Source organism: Microbacterium proteolyticum, from assembly GCF_030818075.1.
Classification (GTDB): domain Bacteria; phylum Actinomycetota; class Actinomycetes; order Actinomycetales; family Microbacteriaceae; genus Microbacterium; species Microbacterium proteolyticum_A.
This window is the reverse complement of record NZ_JAUSZZ010000001.1, coordinates 122047-141579: the sequence shown is the minus strand read 5'-3', so window position 1 is coordinate 141579 and position 19533 is coordinate 122047. Positions and strand designations below refer to the sequence as shown.

The following is a 19533-nucleotide window of genomic DNA, read 5'->3' as shown; positions in this document are numbered from 1 at the left end:
GCCGGCCTCTGCCCGGTGCCGGCCGCTCCGTCCGCGCCTGCCCGGCGTCTCCTCGGCTCGGCACCCGCGTTCGTCCAGCGGCCCGGCGCGCGGGACGCGTCAGCGCGGTGTCGCCGCCGCGAGCCGCGCGGCCCGACTGATGTCGCGATGCACCCACGACAGCGCGAACCGCGGGTCGAACGTGGGCGCGCACTTCGCGCACGAGGTGGGGCGCGTGGCGCGTCGGTGGCGGTAGGCGATGTGCCCCGCGGGGCAGGTGCCCACCCACGGCGCGAGCTCGTTCGCGGTCTCTCCGGCGTGCGTCGTGCCGCCGACGTAACCGAGCTCGCGTGCCGTGCGCTTCCACACCGGCCCGTGCCCGGCCGCCGCCCCGGCGACGGCGTGTGCGACCTCGTGCAGGAGCGTCTGGTGATTGGTGTCGTCGTCGTAGCGGGCCGCGAGGTACCGCGAGACGCTGATGCGCTTGCGGCCGTAATCGCACAACCCCGCGCGCCGCTTGGCGTTGTCGAATCCGAACGTCCACGACGCATCGAGATGCAGGGCGATCAGCGCCTCGGCCCAGGTGCGCACGCGCTGCAGTTCGGACATGACCGGAAGGCTAGGCGGGACCTACGACATTCAGCTCGCGACAGCCTCGCGCGAGCGCCGACGGTCGGCGGCGTCGATGGCGAGCAGCGTCGATTCGAGCTGGGCGTCGGTGGCCCCGGCGTTCTGCCGCAGGAACAACGCCTGCTTGAAGTCGCGTCGGGCGGCGTCGTAGTCGCCCTCGTCGTAGTGCACCTTGCCGCGGTGCTGCAGCGCGAAGGCGGCGATGCTCGCCCATCCCTGGCCCTCGGCCTCCTCCGCGCACGTCGTCAGCTCCTGCTCGGCGGCGGCGAACGCGCCGCGGCACTGCAGGATCGTGGCGTGCAGGATACGGGCGCGCAGCAGATCGCGACGCGTACCGGCCATGCGCGCGACGCGCACGGACTGATCGGAGATCTCCAGCGCCTCATCGAAGCGGTCGAGCACCTTCAGCAGCCACACCCGCTCGAGCAGGGCGTGCAGGCTCCGCTGCTCCCCGATCTCTTCGAGACGCTCCGCGCACTCGCGAGAGTCGGTGATCTCGCGCAACGTGTCGGGGTCGTACCCGTGGATGTAGCTCACCGTCGCTCCTCTCGGTCGGGCAGGACTTCCAGTGTGCGTCGCCCGCGCGCCCGAAGCGCAACCGCCACGCGGTCGGGCCGCGAACCGACCGCCGTCATCGTTCGAAGATGGATGCCGACGGCTTCGGCGACGGCGTCGCGTCGGCATCCGTCGCCGCCCGCGCGCCCCTCATGAACTCGACGATCTCGGCGCCCTGCGCGACCTTCGCCGGGTGGGGCCCCGCCGCCATCAGGCGCGGAAGCCACTCGACGGGCAGCGGCGCCGCCGAGGCGGCCACGACGAGATTGCCGAATCGGCGGCCTTTCAGCACCTGCACCTCGGCGAGCACGATGACCTCCGGCAGCACCTCGCGGACGGTGGCCACCTGGCGACGGGCGAAGGCGAGTCCCGGGCCGTCGGACACGTTGACAAGGAGGACGCCGTCGGGGGCGAGCAGTCGCGCGGCCTCGCGGTAGAACTCCACGGTCGTCAGGTGAGCGGGCGTCTGCGCCCCCGAGTAGACGTCGCTGACGAGCAGATCGACGGCGCCGGCGAGTCCCGCGGGGAGCCGCGACAGGCCCGCCCGCGCGTCGCCGATGCGCACGCGCACCGAGGCTCCGCGGGGGAGGGGGAGGTTCTCGCGCACGAGGTCCCACAGCGCCGGCTCCAGCTCGATCACCTGCTGACGCGAGCCCGGTCGCGTCGCCTCGACGTACCGGGGGAGGGTCAGCGCGCCCGCGCCGAGGTGCACCGCGGTCAGCGGTTGTCCCGGCATCCGAAGTCGATCGATCACAGCGCCCATGCGGGCCACGTACTCGAAGTGCAGGTGCGTCGGGTCGTCGAGGTCGACGTGCGACTGCGGGGTGCCGTCGACGACGAGTTCGTAGCCCGCGACGAAGCCCGAGGGCGTCACGCGCGCGGTCGTGCCGTCCGACAGACGCGCCGTGGGGGCGTCGTCGGGTTCGATGCGCATGCGGGCCATGGCTCCACGCTAGGCCCTCGCCCTGCGCCGCGCGTTGCCGCCCGACGCAGGGTGATCACCGCGCGAGATGGGGTGCAGGCGAAATGCGCCGGCCGAGAGCGATCGAGAGCGCAGGATGCCAGGGCGCCGAAACACGATCGATACAAAGGTGCAATGGGCGGCGGGTCGCCCGCCCTGTACGGTCGTCAGAACACAGCAAGTGGAGCGCGGCACGACGGGGTGACCACGCCGTCGTCCTCCTCCCTTTCCCCCCGGAAGGTGCAACGAATGCTCAGTTCTCTGCGACGACGTCTGCTCGTCGGTGGCGCGACCGTCGCCATCGGTGCGCTCGCCCTGTCGGGCTGCACGAGTCAGCGCGACGACAACGGCGGTGGTGGCGAGGCCGGCGGCGACGTCGACTCGACCTTCGTCTTCGGTGCCTCGGGCGACCCGTCGAGCCTCGACCCCGCGTTCGCCAGCGACGGGCGAGTCGTTCCGGATCTCACGGCAGATCTTCGAGGGCCTCGTGGGCGTGGCGCCCGGCACAGCCGACCCCGCCCCCCTGCTCGCCGAGAGCTGGACGCAGTCCGAGGATGGTCTGTCCTACACCTTCGAGCTCAAGGAGGGCGTGACCTTCCACGACGGCACGGAGTTCAACGCCGACGCCGTCTGCTTCAACTTCGACCGCCAGAACAACTTCACCGGTATCGCGCAGTCCGAGAGCCTGTCGTACTACTGGGGCAAGATCATGCGCGGCTACGCCGACACCGGCACCTCCATCTACGGCGGCTGCGAGGCCGCCAGCCCCACCGAGGTCACCATCACGCTGACGCAGCCCTACGCCGGCTTCATCCCGGCGCTGTCGCTGCCGGCGTTCGCCATCCAGAGTCCCGCCGCGCTCGAGGAGTACAGCGCCGATGAGGTGGGCGGCACGTCCGAGGCGCCCACGCTCAGCGAGTACGCGCAGGGCCACCCCACCGGTACCGCGCCCCTTCAAGTTCGACTCGTGGGAACCCGGCGCCGAGACCACCGTCAGCGCGTACGACGGCTACTGGGGCGAGCAGGGCCAGGTGCAGGAGGTCATCTTCCGTGTGATCGGCGACACCACCGCGCGCCGCCAGGCACTCGAGTCGGGCTCCATCGACGGCTACGACCTCGTTGCCCCCGCCGACCTCGGCGCTCTCGAGGGCGCGGGCTACACGCTGGTCAACCGCGACCCGTTCAACATCCTCTACCTCGGCATGAACCAGGCCGACCCTGCGCTCGCCGACATCCGCGTGCGCCAGGCCATCGCCCACGCCATCGACAAGGAGCAGCTGGTCACCCAGGTGCTGCCCGAGGGCACCACCGTGGCATCCCAGTTCATGCCCGACAGCGTCATCGGCTTCAACTCCGGCGTCACCACGTACGAATTCGACCAGGAGGGCGCGAAGGCCCTGCTCGCCGAGGCCGGCTACACCGAGGCCAACCCGCTGACCCTGACGTTCAACTACCCGGTCAACATCTCGCGGCCGTACATGCCCAACCCCGAGCAGATCTTCACCAACCTGCAGTCGCAGCTGCAGGCCGTGGGGATCGTCCTCAACCCGGTGTCGAACGAATGGGGCGAGTACCTCGACCTCATCCAGGGCGGCAGCGACCACGGCATCCACCTGCTCGGGTGGACCGGCGACTACAACGACCCCGACAACTTCGTCGGCACGTTCTTCGGAGCCGCCTCGAACGAGTGGGGCTTCGACAACGCCGAGCTGTTCTCGGCGCTCACCTCGGCCCGCGGTCTCGCGACCGAGGACGAGCAGGACCCGGCGTACCAAGCCGTGAACGAGCAGATCGCGACGTTCCTGCCCGGTGTGCCGCTGGCGAACCCCGTGCCCACGCTCGCCTTCGCCTCGCGGGTGAGCTCCTACCCGGCCAGCCCGGTGCAGGACGAGGTCTACAACCTGATCGAACTCACCGAGTGATCGGATGCCGCGGGCTCCGCGCCGTTTCGGCGTCGGGGCCCGCGGTCTTTCCGTGTTCGACCGCCCCCGACACCCTGTGAGAATCCGTGCTCCGCACCATCGGCAGGCGCCTGCTCCTGCTCATCCCGACCCTCTTCGGTCTGTCCGTCCTGCTCTTCGCCTGGGTGCGCGCGCTCCCCGGCGGCCCCGCCGTCGCCCTTCTCGGTGAGCGCGCCACCCCCGAGGCCGTCGCGCGCATCAACGAGCTCTACGGCTTCAACGAGCCGCTCTACGTGCAGTACTTCACGTGGCTCGGGCGCCTGCTCTCGGGGGACTTCGGGTCGTCCATCCAGACGGGCCGCCCTGTGCTCGAGGAGTTCCTGCTCCGCTTCCCCGCCACCCTCGAGCTCTCGATCGCCGCGCTCATCGTGGCGGTGGGCATCGGCATCCCGCTCGGCTACTGGGCGGCCCGCCGACACGGGAAGATCTGGGATCACACCGCCGTCGTGCTGAGCCTCATCGGCATCACGATCCCGGTGTTCTTCCTCGCCTTCATCCTGAAGTACATCTTCGCCGTGCAGCTGGGCTGGCTGCCCTCCGACGGTCGGCAGAACCCGCGCATCGACGCGACGCACTACACCAACCTCTACGTCTTCGACGGGCTCATCACGGGGGAGTTCGACGCCTCGTGGGATGCCATCGTGCACCTCATCCTGCCGGCCATCGCCCTCGGCACAATCCCGCTCGCGATCATCGTGCGCATCACGCGCGCCTCCGTGCTGGAGGTGCAGAACGCCGACTATGTGCGCACGGGTCGCGCCAAGGGCATCGGCACGGGGACCCTCCGCAACCGCTTCATCCTCCGCAACGCCATGCTCCCCGTCATCACCACGGTGGGCCTGCAGGCGGGTCTGCTGATCTCGGGCGCGGTGCTGACCGAGACGGTGTTCGCCTTCCCGGGCATCGGGCAGTTCCTCGCTCGGGCGATCTTCACCCGCGACTTCCCCGTGCTGCAGGGCTTCATCATCTTCATCGCGATCGCGTACGCCCTCATCAACCTGCTGGTCGACCTGTCGTACAGCGTCATCGACCCGAGAGTGAGAGTCCAGTGAGCTCCGGCATCCTCCCTCCCGCCCCCAGCGGCGGCCCCGTCGACGACAACGCCGTGGTCGACTCGCAGCTGCTCGCCGCCCAGACGCGCGGCGGGTTCTGGCACGACGTCTTCCAGCGCCTGCGGCGCAGCCCCGTCGCCTGGATCGGCGCGATCATCGTGCTGGCGTTCCTGCTCGTCGCGGCCCTCGCGCCGCTGCTGGCGCCCTACCCGGCCGAGTCGCTGCCCGGTCAGCGATTCATCACGCCCACCGACATCCCGGGCCCCGGCGAGAGGCCCGAGTTCCCGCTGGGCCTCGACCGCTTCGGCGGCGACGTGCTGTCGAAACTCATCTGGGGAGCTCAGGCATCGCTGCAGATCGGTGTGATCTCCACCGCCCTCGGCCTCATCGGCGGCATGGCGCTGGGCCTTCTCGCCGGCATGTTCGGTGGCTGGGTCGACGCGCTCGTCATGCGCTTCGTCGACATCCTGCTGTCGGTGCCCAACCTGCTGCTGGCCGTCTCGATCGCCGCGATCCTCGGGCAGAGCCAGCTCGCGATCATGATCGCCATCGGGGCGTCGCAGGTGCCGGTGTTCGCGCGCCTCCTGCGCGCCTCGATGCTGCAGCAGCGCGGCGCCGACTACGTGCTCTCGGCGCAGACGCTGGGCCTGAGCCGCCGCACCATCATGATGACCCACGTGCTGCCCAACAGCGTGGGCCCCGTGATCGTGCAGGGGACCCTGACGCTCGCGACCGCCGTGATCGACGCCGCGGCGCTGTCGTTCCTGGGCCTCGGCGGTGGCCTCCCGCAGACCGCCGAGTGGGGCCGCATGCTCACCTACGCGCAGGCCGAGCTCGCCATCGCCCCGTGGCTGGCGTTCCTCCCCGGCATCTGCATCGCGGTGACCGCGCTGGGCTTCACGCTGCTGGGCGAGTCCCTCCGCGAAGCCATGGACCCGCGTACCCGCGCGCGGTAGCTCAGCCGTTCGGCGCCCCGGCACCGGTCACGCCGGGGCCGATCCCGGGACGTCGGCGCTGCCGCCTCGGCATCCATGTCCCTCTTTGTGCAGGAATGACGCCCGGGTTCTGCACGAAGTGGGACATGCTGCGGGGCCAGCGCTCTCGGCGCGTCATGTCCCACTTCGTGCAGTTATATCGCCGCAATTTCCCGCGGAGTGGGACATGCCGGGGGTGGGCGGGCGCTGTCGGCATCCGTGTCCCACTTCGTGCAGTTATAACGCCGGAATCTTGCACAAAGTGGGACATGCCTAGACGCAGACACGCCACGGCGAGCCCCAGCGTCCTGGCTGACAGCTGCGCGCTCCGTCGTGTCCCACTTCGTGCAGAAATGACGCCGGAATCCTGCACGAAGTGGGACACGCCTGGACCGACGCACACGCCACGGCGAGCCCCAGCGTCCTGGCTGACAGCCGCGCGCTCCGTCATGTCCCACTCTGTGCAGGAATGACGCCGCAATTTCGCTCGAAGTGGGACACGTGCCGAGAGGCGGGCGCGTCGACGCGTCATGTCCCGCGTCTGAGCGGGGGTTCGCGCCGCACTCACGCTAACGGGAACGCGAATGCGCGTCGACGCCTCAGCCGGCGAGCCCCAGCTCGTTACCCGGGATCGACGCCAACAAGCGCCGCGTGTACGGATCGCGCGGGTTGGTGAACACCTCTTCGCTGGATGCCGCCTCCACCAGCCGCCCATCCTTCATGACGCAGACGTAGTCGCTGATCAGGCGCACCACCGCGAGGTCGTGCGAGATGAAGAGGTAGCTGAGGCCGTATTCGCGCTGCAGGTCGCCGAGCAGGTCGAGGATCTGCGCCTGCACGAGCACGTCGAGCGCCGACACCGGCTCGTCGCACACGATGAGCTCGGGAGAGAGCGCCAGGGCGCGGGCGATCGCGACGCGCTGCCGCTGCCCGCCCGACAGCTCCGACGGATAGCGGCGGAGCATGGATGCCGGCAGGGCCACGTCATCCATCAGCTCGCGCACCCGCTTCGAGCGCTCGGCCTTGGACCCGCGCTTGTAGAAGGAGAGGGGCTCCTCGACGATGCGCTCGATCGTGAACATGGGGTTCAGGCTCGAGTACGGGTCCTGGAAGATCGGCTGCACCTTCTGCCGGAACTGCCGGAGGGCCTCGCCCTTGAGCGCGGCGACATCCTGGCCGTCGAACGTGATCGAGCCACTGGTCGGTTCCACGACGTTGAGCAGCATGCGGGCGGTCGTCGTCTTGCCCGAGCCGGACTCGCCCACGATGGCGACGGTCTGACCACGCGGGATCGACAGCGACACGTTGTCGACCGCGCGGAAGTCCTCACTGCGGCCTCGTCCGGGGTACACCTTCGTGAGGCCGGTGATCTCGACGATGTTGTCGCGCACCGCTTCGACGGCGCGCTCGCCGCGGAAGTCCTCCGGGCGCAGGCGCACCGCAGCCACCGAGGGCGCCGCCGCGACGAGCGACTGCGTGTACGGGTGCTGCGGGTTCTCGAGGATCTGCCGCGCAGGGCCCTGCTCGACGACACGTCCGCGGTGCATCACGACCACCCGCGACGCGCGTTCGGCGGCGAGGCCCAGGTCATGCGTGATGAGCAGGACGGCGGCGCCCAGCTCGCTCGTCTGCTTGTCGATCTGGTCGAGGATCGTCTGCTGCACGGTGACGTCGAGGGCGCTGGTCGGCTCGTCGGCGATCAGCAGTCGCGGGCGGCACGCGAGGCCGATGGCGATGAGCGCGCGCTGACGCATCCCGCCGGAGAACTCGTGCGGGTACTGGGTCGCCCGCTTATCGGCATCCGGGAGTCCGGCCGCCTCGAGCGCCTCGACCACCTTGCCCTTGAGGTTCGACCGGTCGGCCAGGCCGTGCGCGAGCAGCGTCTCGGCGACCTGCGTGCCGATCTTCGCGACGGGGTTGAGGTTCGACATGGGGTCCTGCGGCACCAGGCCGATCTGCCGGCCGCGCACCTGCCGCATGCGCGCTTCGCTGAAGGCGGTCAGATCCTCGCCGTCCAGCAGGATCTGCCCGCGGGCGACGCGCCCACCGGATGCCAGCAGGCCGATGATCGCCATCGCGGTCGTCGACTTGCCGGAGCCCGATTCGCCGACGATGGCGATGGTCTCGCCCGCGTGGATGTCGAGGTTCACCCCGTCGACGGCGCGCACGGGGCCGTCCATGGTGGCGAAGTCGACGGCGAGGTCGCGGACGGAGAGGAGGGGGGAAGGGGATGCCGGAGCGGGGGGACCGGCGACATCGGAGGTCATCCCCCCATCCTCGCCCGCCGGTGCACTTCTGCCCACCCCTCCCGCCCGATCGTCACACCGCCGTAACGCGTGAGGGGTCAAGAACTGTCGCCTGCGAGCCCGCTTGGCGACAGTTCTTGACCCCTCACGCGGCGATACGGTGGGCAGCATGCGCGTGGACCTCAACGCCGACCTCGGCGAGACCGTCGACGGAGTGCCGACGGCCGACGACGAGGCGATGTTCGCGCTCGTGTCCAGCGCCAATGTCGCGTGCGGTGGGCACGCCGGCGATGCCCGGTCGATGACGGATGCCGTGGCGCGCGCCGCCCGCTTCGGCGTCGCCGTCGGCGCGCATCCGTCGTACGACGACCGCGAGAACTTCGGCCGGGTCCGACGCGATCCGCCGCCCGCGGAGCTGCGGGCGAGCGTCGCCCGGCAACTGGACGCGCTCGCGGCCGCCGGGGCGGACATCCGCTACGTCAAACCCCACGGCGCGCTGTATCACGCGGTGACCGAGGACCCCGGGCAGGCCCGTGCTGTGGCCGCGGCCGTGGCCGACCTGTCGGCGCGCCTCGGGCGTGCGCTGCCGGTGCTGGGGATGCCGGGTGCCATCGCCGACGCCGCGGCATCCGCCGGCCTCGCCTTCGTGCACGAGGCGTTCCTCGACCGCGGATACACCGCGCGCGGCGGGCTCGTTCCGCGCGGCGAGCCCGGCGCCGTGGTCGAGGACCCGGCGCTCGTCGCCGCGCGTGCGCTGCGCTTCGTGCGTGACGGCGAGATCGAGGCCGTGGACGGCACGCGCATCGCCGTCGATGCCGCATCCCTGTGCCTGCACGGCGACACCCCGTCGGCGGTCGCGATGGCACGGGCCGTGCGCGCCGCGCTCGACGACGCGGACGTCGAGGTGCGCGCGCCGTGGTGACGTCCCGCCGTGGCGCGACCGGATCGAGGGTGAGACTCCTGCCGTTCGGGGACCGGGCGGTGCTGGCCGAGGTCGCGGACCTCGCCGCCGTCCTGGAGCTGCACGCCGCGCTCGCCGCGGCCCCGCCCGACGGTGTCGACGACCTCGTCCCCGCCGCTCGCACCGTGCTCGTCGCGTTCGACCCGTCGCGTCTGTCCCGCGACGCCGTGCACGCCTGGATCCTCTTCTGCGACCAGCAGGGACCGGATGCCGTCCTCCCCGGCCCCCTCATCGAGGTGCCCGTGCGCTACGACGGCGCCGACCTCGACTCCACGGCGGAGACCCTCGGCATCCCCGTCGCCGAGCTCGTCCGCCGGCACGCGGCCGCCGAGTGGACGGTGGCATTCACAGGCTTCGCGCCCGGTTTCGCCTACCTCGTGAGCCCGGACTGGCCGTACGAGGTCCCGCGTCTGGCCTCGCCGCGCACGCGCGTCCCGGCCGGTGCGCTGGGCGTGGCGGGGGAGTTCAGCGGCGCCTACCCGCGCCAGACGCCCGGCGGCTGGCGGCTCATCGGTTCGACCGACGTGGTGCTGTTCGATCCGGATGCCGCCGACCCGGTGCTGCTCCCCCCGCGGGCGCGCGTGCGGTTCGTGCCGGAGCGCTCACGCATCGCCGCGGCAGCGGTGATCAGCGGAGGATTCGGGGCGAGCGGAGGACGGGATGCCGGTGATCCGTCCTCCGCTCTTCCCTCGTCCTCCGCTGGCCACGGAGTTGCCGCACCCGCGCTGCGGATCCTCGCCCCCGGGGCCGCGGCGACCGTGCAGGACCTCGGTCGTCCCGGTCGAGCGGCCCTCGGTATCGCCCGCTCCGGCGCGCTCGACCGCGGGGCTCTGCGCGTCGCCAACCGCCTCGTTGGCAACGCCGAGACGGCGGCGGGGCTCGAGATCGTGCTCGGCGGGTTCCGCGCGCGGGCGGAGCACGACACCTGGGTCTGCGTCACCGGAGCGCTCGCCGATGTGTCGGTCGACGGGCGGGCGGTGGATGCCTATGCGCCCCTGCATCTGCCGGCCGGCGCCACGCTGGCGATCGGCGCCGCCCGCGCCGGACTCCGGCTGTATCTGGCCGTGCGCGGCGGAGTGGTCTCGCCCACCGCGTTCGGCTCGATGGCGAGCGACGTGCTCGCGGGGCTCGGCCCGGCACCGTCGGCGGCGGGCGACGTCATCCGGTCGGGAACCCCGGCGGGTCCTGTCCCGACCGTGGACGGCTTCCCCTGGTCGGTTCCGCCCGCGCTCATCGATGTGCCGCTGTCGGCGGGACCCCGCGCCGACTGGTTCGCCGCCGGAGCGCTCGAGGCGATGACGGCTGCGACGTGGACCGTCTCGGCGGATGCGGACCGCGTCGGCATCCGCCTCGACGGTCCCGCCCTTCCTCGCGCGCGGTCGGGCGAGCTGCCGAGCGAGGGGATGCGTCCCGGGGCGGTCCAAGTGCCGCCGCACGGTCGGCCGGTGGTGCTGCTCGCCGACGGTCCCGTCACCGGCGGGTATCCCGTGATCGGGGTGGTTCCGGATGCCGCCCTCGACGCGCTCGCGCAGGCGCGTCCGGGCGACGGGGTGCGCTTCCGGCGCGTCTGAGCACGGCGGCGGCGGGAATGTTCGACGGGCGCACGCGGTTATACCGCAGGTCCGCAAACGCGTCAAGAATTCGACTGGACACGGCGAGTCCTCCGGCGTATGCTTGGACTTTGCGCTCCTCGATTCCCCCTGCCCTCATATGGTGGTCGGCTGAGCCTGCCCGTCCCCGCCTCACCGCGGTGTGCGACGAGCGGGTTTTCGGGGCAGGAACGCACTCCACCTGACGACAAGGAATCACGAGCCCCTCGCCCGGGCTTCTGGAGGTTATTCCCTTGGCTGCTGCGAGCAACGCATCCACCACCACCACCCCGAAGAGCGGACGCGGAGCATCCCGCCTCTCGTTCGCGAAGATCTCCGACAAGCTGACCGTTCCCGATCTGCTCGCACTGCAGACCGAGTCGTTCGACTGGCTCGTCGGTAACGAAGCCTGGAAGGCGCGCGTCGCCGAGGCACAGGCCGAGGGTCGCACCGACGTTCCCGAGATCAGCGGTCTGGAGGAGATCTTCGAGGAGATCTCCCCGATCGAGGACCTCAGCGAGACCATGCAGCTCTCGTTCACGAACCCCTACCTCGAGCCCGAGAAGTACTCGATCGAGGAGTGCAAGGAGCGCGGCAAGACCTACGCCGCACCGCTGTACGTCGAAGCCGAGTTCATGAACCACCAGACCGGTGAGATCAAGACGCAGACGGTCTTCATGGGCGACTTCCCGCTCCAGACCGACAAGGGCACGTTCATCATCAACGGCACCGAGCGCGTCGTCGTGTCGCAGCTCGTGCGTTCGCCCGGTGTCTACTTCGACAAGACGCCCGACAAGACCTCCGATAAGGACATCGTGTCGGCCCGCGTCATCCCCTCGCGCGGTGCGTGGCTCGAGTTCGAGATCGACAAGCGCGACCAGGTCGGCGTGCGCATCGACCGCAAGCGCAAGCAGTCGGTCACCGTCTTCCTCAAGGCCCTCGGCCTGACCAGCGAAGACATCCTCGCCGAGTTCGCCGGCTTCGACTCCATCGAAGAGACGCTGTCGAAGGACACCATCCTCACCAAGGAAGACGCCCTCCGCGACATCTACCGCAAGCTTCGTCCGGGCGAGCAGGTCGCCGCCGAGGCCGCGCGCGCGCTGCTCGACAACTTCTACTTCAACGCCAAGCGCTACGACCTGGCCAAGGTGGGTCGCTACAAGATCAACCAGAAGCTCGGCCTCGACAAGCCGCTCAGCGACTCGGTGCTCACCGTCGACGACATCGTCGCGACGATCAAGTACCTCGTCCGTCTGCACCGCGGCGACGCTACCTTCGACGGCGTCCGCGGCGGCCAGGCCGCCGAGATCCGTCTCGACACGGACGACATCGACAACTTCGGCAACCGTCGCATCCGCGCCGTCGGCGAGCTCATCCAGAACCAGGTGCGCACCGGTCTGTCGCGCATGGAGCGCGTCGTGCGCGAGCGCATGACCACGCAGGACATCGAGGCCATCACGCCGCAGACCCTGATCAACGTGCGCCCCGTCGTCGCCGCGATCAAGGAGTTCTTCGGAACCTCGCAGCTGTCGCAGTTCATGGACCAGAACAACCCGCTCGCGGGTCTGACCCACAAGCGCCGCCTGTCGGCGCTGGGTCCCGGTGGTCTGTCGCGTGAGCGTGCCGGCGTCGAGGTCCGTGACGTGCACCCCTCGCACTACGGCCGCATGTGCCCCATCGAGACGCCCGAAGGCCCGAACATCGGTCTGATCGGCTCGCTCGCCTCGTTCGCGCGCATCAACGCGTTCGGCTTCATCGAGACGCCGTACCGCCGCGTCGTCGACGGCCGCGTGACCGACCAGATCGACTACCTGACCGCCAGCGAAGAGAGCGACCACATCGTCGCCCAGGCCGGTGTCGCCCTCCAGGCTGACGGCCACTTCGTCGAGGACCGCATCCTGGCCCGCCGCGGCCAGGGTGGCGAGGTCGACCTGTTCCCCGTCGACGAGATCGGCTACATGGACGTCTCGCCGCGCCAGATGGTGTCGGTGGCGACCTCGCTCATCCCGTTCCTCGAGCACGACGACGCCAACCGCGCCCTCATGGGTGCGAACATGCAGCGCCAGGCCGTGCCGCTGGTCCGCAGCGAGTCGCCCGTCGTGGGTACCGGTATGGAGGGCTTCGCCGCGATCGACGCCGGTGACGTCGTCACCGCCGAGAAGGCCGGTGTGGTGCTCGAGGTCTCGGCCGACGTCGTGACCATCCAGCTCGACGAGGGCGGCACGCAGGACTATTTCCTGCGCAAGTTCGACCGCTCCAACCAGGGCACCTCGTACAACCAGCGCGTGGTGGTCTCGGCCGGCGAGCGCATCGAGGCCGGCGAGGTCATCGCCGACGGTCCCGCGACCGAGAACGGCGAGCTCGCGCTCGGCAAGAACCTCCTCGTGGCGTTCATGACCTGGGAGGGTCACAACTTCGAGGACGCGATCATCCTCAGCCAGGACCTCGTGAAGGACGACACCCTGTCGTCGATCCACATCGAGGAGTACGAGGTCGACGCGCGCGACACCAAGCTCGGCAAGGAGGAGATCACCCGTGACCTCCCCAACGTCAGCCCCGACCTGCTGAAGGACCTCGACGACCGCGGCATCATCCGCATCGGCGCCGAGGTGCGTCCCGGCGACATCCTCGTCGGCAAGGTAACGCCCAAGGGCGAGACCGAGCTCAGCGCCGAGGAGCGTCTGCTCCGTGCCATCTTCAACGAGAAGAGCCGCGAGGTCCGCGACACCTCGCTGAAGGTGCCCCACGGCGAGCAGGGCACGATCATCGCCGTCAAGGAGTTCAACGCCGAAGACGGCGACGACGAGCTCGGCTCGGGCGTCAACCGCCGCGTCGTCGTCTACATCGCCCAGAAGCGCAAGATCACCGAGGGCGACAAGCTCGCCGGCCGCCACGGCAACAAGGGTGTCATCGCCAAGATCCTCCCGATCGAGGACATGCCCTTCCTCGCCGACGGCACGCCGGTCGACATCATCCTCAACCCGCTCGGCATCCCGGGCCGCATGAACTTCGGTCAGGTCCTCGAGCTCCACCTCGGCTGGATCGCCCAGCAGGGCTGGAAGGTCGAGGGCACTCCGGAGTGGGCCGCGCAGCTGCCCGAGTCGGCCCGCGAGGCCGCGCCCGGCACGAAGGTCGCGACCCCCGTGTTCGACGGTGCGTTCGAGGACGAGATCGCGGGTCTGCTCGACTCGACGATCCCGAACCGCGATGGCGACCGCCTGGTCGACCGCTCGGGCAAGACGCGCCTGTTCGACGGCCGCTCCGGCGAGCCGTTCCCGGCGCCCATCTCGGTCGGCTACATGTACATCCTGAAGCTGCACCACCTGGTCGACGACAAGATCCACGCGCGTTCGACGGGCCCCTACTCGATGATCACCCAGCAGCCGCTCGGCGGTAAGGCCCAGTTCGGTGGCCAGCGCTTCGGTGAGATGGAGGTGTGGGCGCTCGAGGCCTACGGTGCCGCGTACGCGCTGCAGGAGCTCCTCACGATCAAGTCCGACGACATCCTCGGCCGCGTCAAGGTGTACGAGGCCATCGTCAAGGGCGAGAACATCCAGGAGCCCGGCATCCCCGAGTCCTTCAAGGTGCTCATGAAGGAGATGCAGTCGCTCTGCCTGAACGTCGAGGTCCTCTCGGCCGACGGCACCGCGGTCAACCTGCGCGACACGGATGACGACGCCTTCCGCGCCGCGGAGGAGCTCGGCATCAACATCTCCAGCCGCTTCGAGTCCTCGTCGATCGACGAGATCTGAGCTTCCAGCTCAGCGACCCAGCTCAGATTTCAGAGAATTCCGACACAGGAGAACCAGTGCTCGAATCAACCACTTTCGATCAGATCCGTATCGGTCTGGCCACCGCCGACGACATCCGTCGTTGGTCCTTCGGTGAGGTCAAGAAGCCCGAGACGATCAACTACCGCACGCTGAAGCCCGAGAAGGACGGTCTCTTCGGCGAGCAGATCTTCGGACCCTCCCGCGACTGGGAGTGCGCCTGCGGCAAGTACAAGCGCGTGCGCTTCAAGGGCATCGTCTGCGAGCGCTGCGGCGTCGAGGTCACGAAGTCCTCGGTCCGCCGTGAGCGCATGGGCCACATCGAGCTCGCCGCGCCCGTCACGCACATCTGGTACTTCAAGGGCGTGCCCTCGCGCCTGGGCTACCTGCTCGACATGGCGCCGAAGGACCTCGAGAAGGTCATCTACTTCGCCGCCTACATGGTGATCTCGGTCGACGAGGATGCTCGTCACCGCGACCTCGCCACGCAGGAGAACAACATCCGTCTCGAGCTGAAGACGCTCGGCGACCGCCGCGATGCCCGCATCGCCGCGCGCCTGGCCAAGCTCGAGGAGGAGCTCGCCGCCCTCGAGGCGGAGGGCGCCAAGGCCGACCAGAAGAAGAAGGTCAAGGACGCCGCCGAGAAGGACATGACGGCGGCCCGCAAGAACGCCGACGAGCAGATCGCCAAGCTCGAGCGCGTGTGGGAGGACTTCCGCACGCTCGAGGTGGGTGCCCTCAAGCCCGAGGACGACGTCTTCCACGAGCTGCAGGACCGCTTCGGTCAGTACTTCGAGGCTCACATGGGTGCGGAGTCGATCAAGCGCCGCCTCGAGACCTTCGACCTGCAGGCCGAGGCCGACAGCCTCCACCTGCAGATCTCGGAGGGCAAGGGCCAGCGCAAGATCCGTGCGATCAAGCGCCTGAAGGTCGTCAACTCGTTCCTGCAGACCGGCATGACGCCGGCCTCGATGGTGCTCGACGTCGTTCCGGTGATCCCGCCGGAGCTGCGCCCGATGGTCCAGCTCGACGGTGGCCGCTTCGCGACCTCCGACCTGAACGACCTGTACCGTCGCGTGATCAACCGCAACAACCGCCTCCGTCGCCTGATCGACCTCGGTGCCCCCGAGATCATCGTCAACAACGAGAAGCGCATGCTGCAGGAGGCCGTCGACGCCCTGTTCGACAACGGCCGCCGCGGTCGCCCCGTCACCGGTACCGGCAACCGCGCCCTGAAGTCCCTGAGCGACATGCTCAAGGGAAAGCAGGGTCGTTTCCGCCAGAACCTGCTCGGAAAGCGCGTCGACTACTCGGGTCGTTCGGTCATCATCGTCGGTCCCCAGCTGAAGCTGCACCAGTGCGGTCTGCCCAAGCAGATGGCGCTCGAGCTGTTCAAGCCGTTCGTGATCAAGCGCCTCATCGACCTCGGTCACTCGCAGAACATCAAGGCCGCCAAGCGTGCCGTCGAGCGCTACCGTCCCGAGGTCTGGGACGTGCTCGAAGAGATCATCCGCGAGCGTCCCGTGCTGCTGAACCGTGCACCCACGCTGCACCGTCTCGGCATCCAGGCGTTCGAGCCCCAGCTCGTCGAGGGCAAGGCCATCCAGCTGCACCCGCTCGTGTGCGCGGCGTTCAACGCCGACTTCGACGGTGACCAGATGGCCGTGCACCTGCCGCTGTCGGTCGAGGCCCAGGCCGAGGCCCGTGTGCTGATGCTCGCCTCGAACAACATCCTGAAGCCGTCGGACGGCCGCCCGGTGACCCTGCCCTCGCAGGACATGATCATCGGCCTCCACCACCTCACCACCCTCAAGGAGGGTGCGGTGGGCGAGGGCCGTGCGTTCGGCTCGGTGGGCGAGGCGATCCTGGCCAAGGACGAGGGCACCCTCGACCTGCAGGCCAAGGCGCGCATCCGCATCCCCGGCCTGTCGTTCCTCGAGGGCCAGGCGCCCGAGGGCTACGAGAAGCACGGTCTCGTCGACGCCTCGCTCGGCCAGGCGATCTTCAACGACACGCTCCCCAAGGGTTACCCGTTCGTCCGCGAACAGGCCGACAAGGGCAAGCTGTCGCAGATCGTCAACAAGCTGGCGGAGGAGTACCCCAAGGTCGAGGTCGCGGCATCGCTCGACCGGATCAAGGACGCCGGCTTCTACTGGGCCACCCGCTCGGGTGTCACCGTGGCGCTCAGCGACATCCTCACGCCCCCGAACAAGGGCGAGATCGTCGCGGGCTACGAGAAGCAGGCCGCGAAGGTCCAGGGCCAGTACGAGAAGGGTCTCACCACCGACGCCGAGCGTCGTCAGGAGCTCATCAAGATCTGGACCGAGGCCACCGACGAGGTCCAGAAGGCGATGCGGGACAACTTCCCCGCCGACAACACCATCAACCGCATGGTGTCGTCGGGCGCCCGTGGTAACTGGCTGCAGATCCGCAACATCGCGGGTATGCGTGGTCTGGTGAACAACCCCAAGGGTGAGATCATCCCGCGCCCGATCATCTCCTCGTACCGCGAGGGTCTGTCGGTCGCCGAGTACTTCATCGCGACGCACGGTGCCCGTAAGGGTCTGGCCGACACGGCCCTCCGTACGGCCGACTCGGGGTACCTCACCCGTCGTCTCGTCGACGTCTCGCAGGATGTCATCATCCGCGAGGAGGACTGCGGCACGTCGAAGGGCCTCGAGCTCCCGATCGCCGCGGCGGGCTCGACCGGTGACCTGGTCAAGGACGCCAACGTCGAGAACTCGGTGTTCGCCCGCACGCTCGCCACGGCGGTCGTCGACGCGCAGGGCACCGTGCTGGCCGAGGCCGGCGACGATGTGGGCGACGTGCTCATCGACAAGCTGGTCGCCGGTGGCGTCGAGACGATCAAGGTCCGCTCCGTGCTGACCTGCGACTCGGCCGTCGGTGTCTGCGCCAAGTGCTACGGTCGTTCGCTGGCCACCGGCAAGATCGTCGACATCGGCGAGGCCGTCGGCATCATCGCGGCCCAGTCGATCGGTGAGCCCGGTACCCAGCTGACGATGCGTACCTTCCACACCGGTGGTTCGGCGTCGGCCGACGACATCACGCAGGGTCTTCCCCGCGTGCAGGAACTGTTCGAGGCCCGTACCCCCAAGGGTGCGTCGCCGATCGCCGAGGCCGACGGCCGCATCACGATCGACGAGACCGACAAGGCCAAGAAGGTCATCCTCACGCCCGACAACGGCGACGAGCCGGTGGTCTACCCCGTCCTGAAGCGCGCCACGCTCCTGGTCGAGGACGGCCAGCACGTCTCGGTGGGTGAGCCCCTCCAGGTCGGAACGCTCGACCCCAAGGAGGTCATGCGCGTGCAGGGTGCCCGCGAGGTGCAGAAGTACCTCGTCAACGGCGTCCAGGGCGTGTACCGCTCGCAGGGTGTGCCGATCCACGACAAGCACATCGAGGTCATCGTCCGACAGATGCTCCGCAAGGTCACCGTCGTCGACCACGGCGACACCGACCTGCTGCCCGGTGAGCTGGTGGACTTCAAGCGCTACCAGACCATCAACCGCGAGGCGGTCGGCGAGGGCAAGCGTCCCGCGTCGGGTCGTCCCGAGCTGATGGGTATCACCAAGGCGTCGCTCGCGACCGAGTCGTGGCTGTCGGCCGCGTCGTTCCAGGAGACCACCCGCGTCCTCACGCAGGCGGCCATGGAGGGCAAGAGCGACCCGCTCGTCGGCCTCAAGGAGAACGTCATCATCGGAAAGCTCATCCCCGCCGGAACCGGTCTTGCGAAGTACCGCAACGTCACGGTCGAGGCGACGGAGGAGGCCAAGAGCGAGCGGTACCCCAACCGCATCTTCGCGTCCGACGGTGCGTACTCCGACGCCGATCTGAGCTACGTCGACTTCGACAGCTTCTCGACGGACGACTTCACGCCCGGCACCTACAACTGATCGAGGCGAGAGGAGAGCGAGCTCGCTCGCTCGACCGAGCCGATTGAAGACAACTGATGACGGGTGGAGCCGGCACGTCCGGCTCCACCCCGATCGACGGATGCCATGCCTCGGCGCGGCATCCTGGTGAAACGAAGGCCCCCGGCTTCTGCCGGGGGCCTTCGTCATGTCCGGCGTGTATCCCGTTCGTGACGCGTACGGCACGCGGCGTGTCGGGTGCCGTCGAGGCCGGGGGAGTGCGCCTACCGTTGTCGCGGAGGAATGCATGGCCCGGATCGGTGGACGCAGCCTGTGGCTGGCATGGCCCGTGGGGCTGTTCTGTCTGGCTGCGGTGCTGGGCCTGGGGGTGCTCGCCGCCCCCGGCATCCCCGGAGCGATCGGTTTCGTGGGGGACACTCTCCGCAGCGTCACCAGCCCGTCGGCGACGGTCGACGCGGAGCCCGCGACCCCGGCCACCGAGTGCCGGCGCCTCTACTCCCAGCCGATGTGGTCGTCGCTGGTGTGGTCACCCGACGCACTGCTGTCGCAGCGGCGCACGGCGGCGCTGTCGACTCCCGAGGCCGTCGCGGCGGCCCAGCCCACCACGGTCGTGACGTGCCACTGGCGGGGCGTGGGCGGTCGCTTCCTCGAGACCACGGTGTCCACCGTGTCACCGGAGGGCGCCGCGGCGGCGGTGGCGGCACTCGCCTCCCAGGGCTTCGCGTGCACGTCGGCGCCCGATGCGTCGCAGCCCGCGGTGACGCACTGCGTCCGGACCACCGGCGAGGTCGACGAGGTTCACGATCTGCGCGGCGATCGGTGGGTGTCGTCGACGCTCAGCGGCTGGATGCCGGACGGCTACGCCGAGGACGCGGCATCCCACGCCTTCTTCGGAGGATGACGGGGGAGGGACGTCACCCGAAGATCGACGAGATGATGCTCGAGGTGTAACCCGTCGGGGC

General features: G+C 69.5%; 11 protein-coding genes and 1 pseudogene. 8 read left to right on the top strand and 4 right to left on the bottom strand.

Features of this window, described 5'->3' with window-relative positions; translation table 11 throughout:
* Positions 1 to 99: 99 nt before the first annotated feature.
* The 3 genes from QE392_RS00705 to QE392_RS00695 all read right to left on the bottom strand — a co-directional run bounded on the left by QE392_RS00705 (position 100) and on the right by QE392_RS00695 (position 2107).
* Positions 100 to 588, bottom strand: a complete 489-nt coding sequence (locus QE392_RS00705; protein ID WP_307446434.1) for a SprT-like domain-containing protein — start codon at positions 586 to 588, stop codon at positions 100 to 102.
* Positions 589 to 618: 30 nt separating this feature from the next.
* On the bottom strand, positions 619 to 1146 hold the full coding sequence (locus QE392_RS00700) for a hypothetical protein (RefSeq protein ID WP_307446431.1): 528 nt from the start codon (positions 1144 to 1146) through the stop codon (positions 619 to 621).
* Positions 1147 to 1240: 94 nt separating this feature from the next.
* Positions 1241 to 2107 (bottom strand): spermidine synthase, encoded by an 867-nt coding sequence (locus QE392_RS00695; protein WP_307446430.1) that lies wholly within the window; start codon positions 2105 to 2107, stop codon positions 1241 to 1243.
* Positions 2108 to 2374: 267 nt separating this feature from the next.
* Here QE392_RS00695 and QE392_RS00690 point away from each other — a divergent pair.
* From QE392_RS00690 to QE392_RS00680, 3 genes and pseudogenes are all read left to right on the top strand, one after another.
* Positions 2375 to 4047, top strand: a pseudogene (locus QE392_RS00690) (ABC transporter substrate-binding protein).
* Between the two features lie 86 nt (positions 4048 to 4133).
* Positions 4134 to 5138 (top strand): ABC transporter permease, encoded by a 1005-nt coding sequence (locus tag QE392_RS00685; protein WP_307446428.1) that lies wholly within the window; start codon positions 4134 to 4136, stop codon positions 5136 to 5138.
* Positions 5135 to 6094 carry an ABC transporter permease gene (locus tag QE392_RS00680; protein WP_373426425.1) on the top strand — a complete coding sequence of 320 codons (960 nt, stop codon included), beginning with the start codon at positions 5135 to 5137 and terminating at the stop codon, positions 6092 to 6094. The genes QE392_RS00685 and QE392_RS00680 overlap by 4 nt, the downstream gene beginning before the upstream one ends.
* A 617-nt stretch (positions 6095 to 6711) precedes the next feature.
* On the opposite strand, the gene QE392_RS00675 is transcribed toward QE392_RS00680, so the two are convergent.
* Positions 6712 to 8379 carry an ABC transporter ATP-binding protein gene (locus QE392_RS00675; RefSeq protein ID WP_307446425.1) on the bottom strand — a complete coding sequence of 556 codons (1668 nt, stop codon included), beginning with the start codon at positions 8377 to 8379 and terminating at the stop codon, positions 6712 to 6714.
* A 148-nt stretch (positions 8380 to 8527) separates the two neighbouring features.
* Between QE392_RS00675 and QE392_RS00670 the strand changes: the two genes are divergently transcribed.
* The 5 genes from QE392_RS00670 to QE392_RS00650 all read left to right on the top strand — a co-directional run bounded on the left by QE392_RS00670 (position 8528) and on the right by QE392_RS00650 (position 19472).
* A complete protein-coding gene (locus QE392_RS00670; RefSeq protein ID WP_307446423.1) occupies positions 8528 to 9280 on the top strand; it encodes a 5-oxoprolinase subunit PxpA in 753 nt (250 codons plus the stop codon).
* Positions 9281 to 9309: 29 nt separating this feature from the next.
* On the top strand, positions 9310 to 10890 hold the full coding sequence (locus QE392_RS00665) for a 5-oxoprolinase subunit B/C family protein (RefSeq protein WP_307446421.1): 1581 nt from the start codon (positions 9310 to 9312) through the stop codon (positions 10888 to 10890).
* A gap of 272 nt (positions 10891 to 11162) precedes the next feature.
* Entirely contained in the window at positions 11163 to 14660 is a 3498-nt protein-coding gene (rpoB, locus tag QE392_RS00660; RefSeq protein WP_307446418.1) for a DNA-directed RNA polymerase subunit beta, read from the top strand.
* Between the two features lie 56 nt (positions 14661 to 14716).
* The gene (rpoC, locus tag QE392_RS00655) at positions 14717 to 18592 is read left to right on the top strand and encodes a DNA-directed RNA polymerase subunit beta' (protein WP_307446415.1); all 3876 of its coding nucleotides are present in this window, start codon (positions 14717 to 14719) and stop codon (positions 18590 to 18592) included.
* A 265-nt stretch (positions 18593 to 18857) separates the two neighbouring features.
* On the top strand, positions 18858 to 19472 hold the full coding sequence (locus tag QE392_RS00650) for a hypothetical protein (protein WP_307446412.1): 615 nt from the start codon (positions 18858 to 18860) through the stop codon (positions 19470 to 19472).
* Positions 19473 to 19533: the final 61 nt, after the last annotated feature.

Bases quoted from the DNA above. Each gene is read 5' to 3' on its own strand.
- QE392_RS00675 (WP_307446425.1), bottom strand. From the start codon at position 8,379: ATGACCTCCGATGTCGCCGGTCCCCCCGCTCCGGCATCCCCTTCCCCC.
- QE392_RS00705 (WP_307446434.1), bottom strand. From the start codon at position 588: ATGTCCGAACTGCAGCGCGTGCGCACCTGGGCCGAGGCGCTGATCGCC.
- QE392_RS00670 (WP_307446423.1), top strand. From the start codon at position 8,528: ATGCGCGTGGACCTCAACGCCGACCTCGGCGAGACCGTCGACGGAGTG.
- QE392_RS00650 (WP_307446412.1), top strand. From the start codon at position 18,858: ATGGCCCGGATCGGTGGACGCAGCCTGTGGCTGGCATGGCCCGTGGGG.
- QE392_RS00695 (WP_307446430.1), bottom strand. From the start codon at position 2,107: ATGGCCCGCATGCGCATCGAACCCGACGACGCCCCCACGGCGCGTCTG.